Raw genomic sequence first — 9,337 nt, 5'->3', positions numbered from 1 at the left:
CGCTTACTCGTCGTCGTCGAGATGTTCGTGGGTGTCGGCGCTGCCGCGTTTCCAATAGCCGGTAATCGAGGAGTGTTCCTTGGTCAGACCCAGCTCCTGACGCACCCAGCGGCGAAGCGGCTTAATGGCACCCGCTTCCCCGGCCAGCCACACAAAAACCTCCGCACCCTCAGGAATCTCCACCGCGCGGGTCGCATCTTCCAACACCGTGGAGGCGACATGTCCGCCGTAGACCCAGGTGACGCTCACACCCTCCGGCGCCTCGAGCGGCTGCTTAGAGCCCGGCCCAGCCACCTCAATCACCACAGCTCCCCGACGGTCACGAGGACTCTCCTCCAACCACCGGGCCACCGCAGGAAGAGCCGTTTCGTCAGCGGCAAGCACATAAAAGTCGTAGTCGTCGCTGATCCGGTAACCTCCCGGAGGACCCGCCACGTGCACGCGATCGCCCGGGACCGCCGCACGCGCCCAATCCGAGGCCAAACCGACCTCGTGCACAACGAAATCAATATCGATTTCACGGCTTTGAGGACGGTAGGCCCGCACCGTGTATTCCCGCGACGTCGGAACCGGCCTGGGCCAATCCAGTTCATCGCCATCCGGGGTAGGAAGGCGCAGTTCACCAGTGTCAGGGTCGGGGAAAATGAGCTTGACATGCTCATCAAAGATGGCGCTTTCAAAGCCGTCGGCACCCGGCCCGCCCAAGGTCAGCCGAATCATGGTGTCCGACAGCACGGTGGTGCGCACCACCTCAACGTCACGGATCCGCACCGGATAGTCGACGTACTGGATCGGTGCGGCGCTCATGAGGTACTCCCAGCCAGTGCCTCACGCAGTGAACGTGGACGCAGATCCGTCCAGTTCGCCTCGACATAGGCGATGGCATCTGCGCGTGATGACTCGCCGAGCACCACACTCCAGCCGGAGGGGACCTCAGCGAACGCGGGCCACAGTGAATACTGTTCTTCGTCGTTGATCAGTACGAGAAAGACGCCGTCCTCGTCGTCAAAGGGGTTCGTGGTCATCGGGGTCCTTCCGGATCGGAGGCCTCCAGGGCGGAGGCGATGATGGTCAGGGTCGGGCCGCCAGCGAGGTCGGGGAATCCGAGCTCGCCTCCTGCGGCATTCACGAGGGCGATCAGGTCAATCGCGCGCACCGAGTCGAGGCCGTAATCTCGCAGGTCTTCCTCGGCGGTTGCCTCGGAGATGTCGTCGGGAACAACCTGGGCTACGAAGTCGCGGGCGCGGGTGAGCGCGGTGTTAGACGGCGGCATGAGGTCCTTTCTGGTTGGGTTGGGGCTGATCTGGTGAGGGCTAGTTGCGCCGAGACCGATCACTCCTGGTCGGGTCTGATGTCATCGGCGCTGATCTGGCCGAGGTCACGAGGCGGTGCGCCTGGGGCCTGGCTGAGCCTACGGCGGTCGATTTTCCCGACACCGGTTTCAGGCAGGGCTTCTACCAGCGCAAATACGTCCGGGATTTTGTAGGTGGCTAGGCCCTGCGCGGCGAGGAACCGCCGCAGATCCACGGGCCGCAGGCTGCGAGCCTTCACATCGGGGCCAGCCGAGCCCCCGCTCGCGCCATCGGCGCCATCGTCTACCCCCTGCCCGCTCTGCTGCCCCTGACCGGGACCCGTCCGACGCAGCACGATGTGCGCGTGAATGCGCTCACCGAGAACCTCGTCGGGGATGCCGGTGACGGAGACATCGTGGATGTCCGGGTGGGCAAGCAGCGCGTTCTCTACTTCTTCCGGGGCAATCTTTTCGCCACCGCGGTTGATCTGGTCTTTAACCCGGCCCACGACGGTGAGGTACCCATCTTCGCGTTCGATCACCAGGTCGCCGGTGCGGTAGAACCCGTCCGGGGTGAACGAGCGCGCATTGTGTTCGGGAGCCCGGAAGTATCCGCGGATGGTGTAGGGCCCGCGGGTCAGCAGCGCGCCCGGCGTACCCGGGGGAACCGGCTGATCGCGCTCATCTACGACCCGTACTTCGTCGGCGGGGCTGATCCGCAGACCTTGGGTGGAGACGATGGTGTCGAGGTCATCGTCTATCCGGGTGTAGTTGACCAGGCCTTCCGCCATGCCGAAGACCTGCTGGAGGCGGCAACCGAAGGTGGGCTCAATGCGGGTGGCGACGCTGCGGCTGAGCTTGGCTCCGCCAACTTGGAGAACTCGAAGACTGCTCAGGTCGGCGTGTTCAATCTCTGGCGAGTTCATCCAGCCGATTGCTAGGGGCGGGACGGTCGGGACGATGGTGACGCGGTGGCGGGCGATCAGCTCCAGGGCGGTGGCCGGGCTGGGGTCCTCGGTGAGCACCATGCAGCCGCGGGCGTGAATGATGCCCAGGATGCCGGGGGAGGACATCGTGAAGTTGTGGGAAATCGGGATGGCCACCAGCATGCGGCTGTCCGGCCCGAGTTCGCAGATGCGTGCGCTCTCCCGCACGGAGAATAGGTAGTCGTCGTGGGTGCGGGCAATGAGTTTAGGGGTTCCGGTGGTTCCCCCGGAAAGTTGCAGGAAGGCCACGTCGGCGGGTGAGACCGCCACGGTGCCGGCAGGGGGCAGGTTCCGTAGGTCTTCTCTTAGGTCATCGACGAGAACCAGATCGCGCATGGTCGGGGCTATGTCGATGACCTCGCGGGCGAGGCGGGCATGGTCGAATCCTGCGATCAGGCGTCGGGTCACGATGCCCACCGCATCGCCGGTGTGCGCGAAGTGCAGCAGGTCGGTACGGCGGTGAGCGGGCAGCGCGAAGATGGGGATGACGCCCAGCCGGAACATGGCAAATGTGATGATCACAAACTCGGAGATGTTGGGCAGTTGGACGATTACCCGGTCTCCGCGACTCAGCTGAAGACGACCTCGCAGCAGGGTGGCGGCGCGGGCGACCAGATGATCCAGCTCGCCGTAGGTGATCTGATGCTCGCCGTCAATAATGGCGAGACGGTGTGGGTCCCCCGCGACTGCTTCGCGCAGGAACGCATCCAGGGTCTGGCCTATCCACAGGCCGTTGGCACGGTAGCGCTCGATGTACTCATCGGGGTATGGCACCACACCGTCAATCGGCAGCGGCACCACCGTCGCGAGGGACCCACCTGTCATCGTGTAATCACTTCTTTCCCGCGGCAGCGGTGGACAGAATCGGCACCAACTGGTCCACCAGCCAGGGCTCACTGAGCGGGGTCGGGTAGGCCAATGGGGAGGCAATCTCGTCGGGAACCACCGCGTAGTGACCGCCAGACACCACCTTGAGCTGCTTAAATAGGGGGTCAGCTTCGAGCTTCTCGCGGCTCATCAGGCCCTCGTCGCCGAAGGGGTAGCCGATCAGCAGGATGTCGGAATCAAGCACGTCCAGGTTCTCCCGGCTGACGCCGTTGTTCTTCGCCCCGAACTTGGAGGCCATCTCCGGCTGGGTGAAGCCGAGCCGGGTGAAGAAACTGACGTCGCCGCCCTTGTAGGACTCATAGGTGATCTGCTGAGGATGGATCACCGCGTAGGTGAAGGACTTGCCCGCAAACTCGGGGTGCGCGGCTTTCGCGGTGTCAAACTTCTTGGTGACCTCTGCGATCACGGCCTCTGCTTTGGGCGTCTCATCCAGGGCTTTGGCCGCTTCCTTGGTTCGCTGATCCCAAGTCATCGCACTCAGCCCGTCTTTGCCCTGGTAGGAAACGACCGGGGCGATCTTCGACAGTTGGGCGTAGTCCTTATCCAGGGACCATCCGCTGGTGGCGAGGATGACGTCGGGCTTAGCAGCCGCGATAGCTTCAAAATCCACACCGTCGGTGGAGTTGTAGGTGGTGAGGTCACCGCCGAGCTTTTCGACCACGGGGGCTTCCCACGGTTCCAGCTTGGCATCCCCGTATCGGGGGCTGATCACCGGTTTAATGCCCAGCGCTAGGGCAATGTCGAGATCAATATCCGACACCACGGCGACCCGCTTGGGCTTTTCCTTCAGCTCCGTTTTTCCAAACGGGCTCTCTAGCGTCATCGGGTAGGCAGAGGCTGCGCCCGAGGACGGTGCAGCGGACGGGGTGGGCTCGGACTTCGATCCGCAGGCCGTGAGGCCGACGGCGCTCAGCACGAGAGTTGCCGCGGCAGCGACAACTCGACGTCGGGTCATTCTCATCATGGTGGTCTCACTCCTTGGTGGGGTGGTGGGGAGGGTGCGGGATCAGGGTGTCCTGGCCGCAATGGGGTGGGGTGCTGGGATCCAGCGGATGCCGCCTACCTGGGGCGTCGAGGCGACGGGCAGGCTCTCAGGACGACAACATTGGGATGCATATCGGGTCGAGGTGTAGACAAGGTCGGCCATACAGATAGTCAGGTCTAAGACGGTGTCGCATCGTGGCGGCTGCGCGGCAACACCAGGGGGGAGCCGGTATCCGGATCTGGGATGACCCGTGCCCGCACCCCAAAGACGTCGTGCACACACGAGCTGGTGATCACCTCATGCGGACGGCCCAGCCCGACAATGGTCCCCTCTTTGAGGACGACGACGGTATGGGCGTATTGAGCAGCCTGATTGAGGTCGTGCAGCACCACCACAATGGTGGTTCCTGCCTGGTTGAGTTCCACCAGAAGGTCCATCACCTCGATTTGGTGTGCAATATCGAGATAGCTGGTGGGTTCGTCCAGCAGCAGCAGCGGGGTGCGTTGGGCGAGCGCCATCGCGATCCAGGCCCGTTGACGCTGACCGCCCGACAGTGAATCCACGGGCCGGGTTGCGAATTCGCCCATGTGGGTACGCACCAGGGCCTGCGCCACGATCTGATCGTCCTCGCTGGTCCCGGCACCGAATCGCCGGTAGGGGTGCCGGCCCCGACGGACGAGTTCAGCTACGGTAATGCCCTCCGGGGCGATGGGTGCCTGCGGTAGCAGACCGAGCTTTCTGGCGACCTCCCGGGTGGGTAGGCGATGAATCGCAGCACCATCCAGGTAGACGGCGCCGTGCCGGGCGGGCAGCAGCCGGGCCATAGCTCCCAGCAGTGTCGACTTACCGCATCCGTTGGGGCCAATCAGAGCCGTGATCTGACCAGTGGGGATCTCAAGATCGAGCTCGGTCATCACGAGGGTGTTCCCGTACCCGACGGCGAGGTGGTGTGCGGAAAGGCTCGGCGCGGTGAGCGTGGAATCAGTCGCTGTGGAACCGGTCGCCGTGGAACCAGCGACCGCAGAGTCGATGACCGTGGCGTCGGTGACCGTGCTGTCCAATGGGCGGCGTACGGTGGTCATCGGCTATTGGCCTTCCGTTTCATGAGCAGGAACATCAGGATTGGAGCCCCGACGAGACCGGTAAGCACCCCGGTGGGGATTGGGCTGATCACAGGAGCCGACTGGGCGGTGACGTCGGAGAGCACCAGCAGTGTTGCGCCAACTAATGCGGCTGGCAGCACTCCTCCCTCCGGAAATAGCCGGGTCGCAATCGGACCGGATACCAGCGCGATGAATCCGACCGGACCCGAGACGCTGGTGGCGATGGCAGCCAGGCTTGCCCCAAGCACCAGTGCCGCAATACGCAGTAACTGAACCCGAGTGCCAAGGGCTGCGGCCAAAGGGTCACCCAGCCGTATTGTTTCCAGCGACGGGCCGATGATGAGTGCAGCTAAAGTTCCAATGACCAGGGTGATCACCAGTGGGGTAATGTCGGCCCACTGCACCCCGGATAGAGAACCGATGAGCCAGCGCATCGCCCGGTTTGACACCTCGGTTCCCGCGAAGGCCAGTAAATAACTGGTAATAGCAGAGAAACATGCACCAACACCAATGCCGACTAGCACCAGGCGGTAGGTGGATGAGCCTTTGCTCCAGCTGAGTCCGAAAATCAAGGCGGCTGCCAAGGCCGCGCCCATGAGGGCCCCGGCCTGCACCGCCACCCCGCTTGCTGCCGCCGAGACAATCACGATCACGGCGCCGGTGCTGGCTCCGGCAGACACCCCAATAATGTCGGGGGTCGCCAAGACATTGCCGATCAGCCGCTGATACATCACCCCGGATAGCCCAAACAATGCCCCAACCAGCACCGCTGCCAGAGCACGCGGAAGTCTGGTCTCAAAGATCACGAAGTCGGCAAGGCCCTCCCCTTGTCCGATTACCGCCGCCGGGATCTCAGAGAGCTCAATGCGCGCACTGCCACCGACCACAATTTCGGCGATCATGCCGATCAGCAGGATCGCGGTGAGAACACTCGCGGTGATAAGTGCCCGGGTGCGGCGGCGACGGCGCTGAGCGTGCAGCATGTCCAGTACCTGGGCGGAGGTCCTGACCTGCTCGGGAACTGGGGCGGGCGCAAGGGTGCTGGTCATGCCTCCACCAGCCTCCGGGTACGGGCCAACGCGATAAAGAACGGAGTCCCCACGACGGCGGTCATAATCCCGACCGCAATTTCGCCTTGACCTGGGACCAATCGTCCGAGCACATCGGCTGCCACCAAGACGGTGGCTCCAAACAGCATCGCAAATGGCACTAAAATCCGCTGGTCAGCGCCAACAACGAGCCGGGCTAGATGGGCTCCGACCAACCCGATAAACGCAATCGGTCCGGCTGCTGCCACTGCCGCTGCGCAGAGCATCACGGCAACAAACGCGGTCCACAGCTGAGCCCGGTGCACCTTCACCCCGAGACCCGCTGCCACGGATTCACCGAGCGACAGCGCGTTTAAGGTCGGCCCGCTGAAAAGGGCGAGGATCAGCCCGACCACGGCAAAAGGCCACAGCTCCCCGAGGGTGTCGCCGCGTCCCGCCACCTGACCGATGGACCAGAATTTGTAGCGGGAAAAGGCTGATTCGTCGCGGATAATCAGCAGGTTAATGAGCGCCCCGAGCATCGCCGCGGTGGCGGCACCGGAAATCACCAGCGACACCCCGGAGGACAGCGACCGCGTGCAGCGGGAGACCGCATAGACGAACCCAGCAGTCGCCATCGCCCCGACTAGAGCAAACCAGAAGGTGGCAAACGTGCTGGTCAGGTTCAGGTACACGATGCCGAATACCACCGCGCAGGCCGCGCCCAGCTCGACCCCGAGGATTCCTCCGTCGGCCAGCGGATTGCGGGTAATGGCTTGCATGATCGCGCCGGCTGCCCCGAGGCACAGCCCGACGAGCAGACCCACAATGGTTCGGGGCAGACGCTCGTTGGCGATGACCACGGCGTCGTATCCGGTAGGTGTGTTGCCCGACAGCATGGACATGATGGTGCGCACCACCGTGCTGATGCCGATGTCTCGGGCCCCCAATGCGAGCGACAGCAGGCACACCATGACCAAAGTGGCAATCAGCGCAAGCAGTCCGATCACGCGTCGTCGAGCACTGCTGGTGACCGCTCCGAGCACGGCCCTGGGGTCGTTGGGTTCAAGACCCCGGCGAGTGTCGTGGCTGGTTGTGTCCCCGTCCTCTTGAACGGTGGGGGTGAGTACGGGCGTCATAGGCCCTGGCCGGTTAAAGCCACAGCACTGAGGTGTTCTGCATTCACAGGCCGGCTCTCCGGTTCCGCGATGACTGGGTGCAGCGCCTCAATAATTTCCCCGGCGCGCAGCGCAATGTTGGACAGGAGCGTGACAGACAGTCCGTGCTGGTGCTGAGTGACCCCCGTAGCAAACAGCTTCGCCGAAGCCTGGGTATTCCAGATCAGCGAGTAGTCACGCTCGGCACGTAGGCGTCCGGCGTGATCGCGCACCAGCTCCGCGGCGGCTTCGCCCAGCAGGGCGGAGGGATCGACGGGTTCGTAGCCGGTGCCTGCCACGACGAGGTCGGCGTCAATGCTGATCTGTGTGCCATCCATTTCATGCAAAACATCAACGCGCAAGGGGGCGCTGTCGGTGGAGTGTGCGGCGGCTTCCTGGGATGCAGCGGATTCCGTCACCGTCACCCCCAGCACTGTGGAAACGTCGTGCAGCACGAGCTGTTCACGACCCGTCCACGACCCGATGTACCAGGCGTCGTAGAGTTCCTGGAGGGTGTGCTCATGAACCACCGAGTTATTGGTGTTGGCGTGCACTCTGTGCAGGCGGTCGCGTACGTGCTCCGGCGCATGGAAGAGGGTGTCGACAGACGGGTTGTCGAAGATGCGATTGGCAAAGGGGGTGGCGTCGGAGGGGATCAGCCCGAACCTGGAGTGCACCAGGTGAACCGTGGCATTCGGGAAACGACGGTGGGTTTCTAGGGCTGCTTCAGCGGCGCTCTGGCCTCCTCCGATCACGACGGCGGTGCGCACGTCGCGCAGGTCGCCGATGCGGTGCAGATATTCGCCACTGTGGAAGGCGGCGGGGTGGTCGGGGAAGTCCTCGGGAAGGTGGGCGCGTAGTCCGGCTGCAATCACCACGTGCCGGGCTCGGCGGGTGGTGATGTTCCCGTCGCCGGTCACGGAGTCCACGTCGTAGCCGATAATCTCGCCGTCTCGACGCCGCGGTCGTACCGCTACGACGCGTTCACCCCGGCGGACCCACTGGCCGAGCTGTTCGGCGGCCCAGCGCAGGTAGGCGATGAATTCCACGCGCAGCGGGGCGAAGGATCCGCGGTTGAAGAAGTCGTGCACTCGGCCTTGGTCGACCAGGAAGTTCAGGAAGCTAAAGGGTGAGGTGGGGTTGCGGAAGCTCACCAGGTCTTTGGCAAAGCACACCTGGAGGCTGGCGTCCTCGAAGAGCAGGCCCGGGTGCCACGTGGTTTCGGTGGATGCTTCTAAGAACAGGGCGCGGGGCGCGCGGTCGGAACCGAATGTCTGCTGGTGATCGGTCGCATTGACGTCGGTTGAGGCGCTTGCCCATCCCTGTTCTTGCAGCGCAATTGCCAAGGCCATGTTTGACGGGCCGAAGCCGACGCCCAACAGGTCAATGTCAACACTGTCCTGAGTATCGAGGTTGTATTCCCGGGTCGGGACAGGGATGGGCATGGAGATCCTTCCAGGGGACTCAGGGAGCGTGTGCAATGCCGCGTCGGTGGGACCGGTGTCTATGAGTCCGGAGCGGACCGGACCGAGATCACCGGAACTGGACCCTGCACGAGCAGGACCAACCCAGCACGGGGATTACGCTACAGGTATGTTTCTTATTTAAGCAAGGCTACCCTATATATGAGACGCGGTCTGCGCAGACCGCCCCCACCCCACCTGCAACCGCTGCCGCTACTCCCACCCTTGCCGCCACCCGTTCCCACCGCAATACCGGGCCACTCCCAGTCAATTCACATTGTTGCAAACGATTCTCAGTAACGGTACGGTGTGGGCGCGGTTACCAATCGTGACCGCCTGCCAATGGGGGTGGCAGAACGCCAATCGGTCGCACATGAGGCCTGGCTACTGCCACTTTTTTGGGGGAGGTGTCACCCCAGGGACTACCGTTAGTTAG

Annotated in this window: 9 protein-coding genes; all 9 read right to left on the bottom strand. The window is 63.5% G+C overall.

Annotated features, from left to right (window positions below; all coding sequences use genetic code 11):
- Positions 1–3: 3 nt before the first annotated feature.
- Positions 4–807, bottom strand: coding sequence for a siderophore-interacting protein (locus tag BN1724_RS08895; protein WP_058235068.1), 804 nt, complete (start codon positions 805–807; stop codon positions 4–6).
- Positions 804–1,025 carry an MbtH family protein gene (locus BN1724_RS08890; protein ID WP_058235067.1) on the bottom strand — a complete coding sequence of 74 codons (222 nt, stop codon included), beginning with the start codon at positions 1,023–1,025 and terminating at the stop codon, positions 804–806. The genes BN1724_RS08895 and BN1724_RS08890 overlap by 4 nt, the downstream gene beginning before the upstream one ends.
- Positions 1,022–1,273: a phosphopantetheine-binding protein gene (locus BN1724_RS08885; protein ID WP_058235066.1), complete on the bottom strand. Its 252-nt coding sequence runs from the start codon at positions 1,271–1,273 to the stop codon at positions 1,022–1,024. The genes BN1724_RS08890 and BN1724_RS08885 overlap by 4 nt, the downstream gene beginning before the upstream one ends.
- Positions 1,274–1,332: 59 nt before the next feature.
- Entirely contained in the window at positions 1,333–3,102 is a 1,770-nt protein-coding gene (locus BN1724_RS08880) for a (2,3-dihydroxybenzoyl)adenylate synthase (RefSeq protein WP_058235065.1), read from the bottom strand.
- 7 nt (positions 3,103–3,109) lie between these two features.
- Entirely contained in the window at positions 3,110–4,129 is a 1,020-nt protein-coding gene (locus BN1724_RS08875) for an ABC transporter substrate-binding protein (protein WP_084252921.1), read from the bottom strand.
- A gap of 197 nt (positions 4,130–4,326) precedes the next feature.
- Positions 4,327–5,232 carry an ABC transporter ATP-binding protein gene (locus BN1724_RS08870; RefSeq protein WP_084252920.1) on the bottom strand — a complete coding sequence of 302 codons (906 nt, stop codon included), beginning with the start codon at positions 5,230–5,232 and terminating at the stop codon, positions 4,327–4,329.
- Positions 5,229–6,302, bottom strand: coding sequence for a FecCD family ABC transporter permease (locus BN1724_RS08865; RefSeq protein WP_058235063.1), 1,074 nt, complete (start codon positions 6,300–6,302; stop codon positions 5,229–5,231). The genes BN1724_RS08870 and BN1724_RS08865 overlap by 4 nt, the downstream gene beginning before the upstream one ends.
- Entirely contained in the window at positions 6,299–7,420 is a 1,122-nt protein-coding gene (locus tag BN1724_RS08860; protein WP_084252919.1) for a FecCD family ABC transporter permease, read from the bottom strand. The genes BN1724_RS08865 and BN1724_RS08860 overlap by 4 nt, the downstream gene beginning before the upstream one ends.
- Positions 7,417–8,883, bottom strand: coding sequence for a lysine N(6)-hydroxylase/L-ornithine N(5)-oxygenase family protein (locus BN1724_RS08855; protein WP_058235062.1), 1,467 nt, complete (start codon positions 8,881–8,883; stop codon positions 7,417–7,419). The genes BN1724_RS08860 and BN1724_RS08855 overlap by 4 nt, the downstream gene beginning before the upstream one ends.
- Positions 8,884–9,337 lie beyond the last annotated feature (454 nt).

This window comes from Devriesea agamarum (genome assembly GCF_900070355.1).
In the GTDB taxonomy this organism is placed as follows: Bacteria; Actinomycetota; Actinomycetes; order Actinomycetales; family Dermabacteraceae; genus Devriesea; species Devriesea agamarum.
The sequence above is the reverse complement of the archived record's forward strand: the minus strand, read 5'-3'. Positions and strand labels throughout refer to the sequence as shown.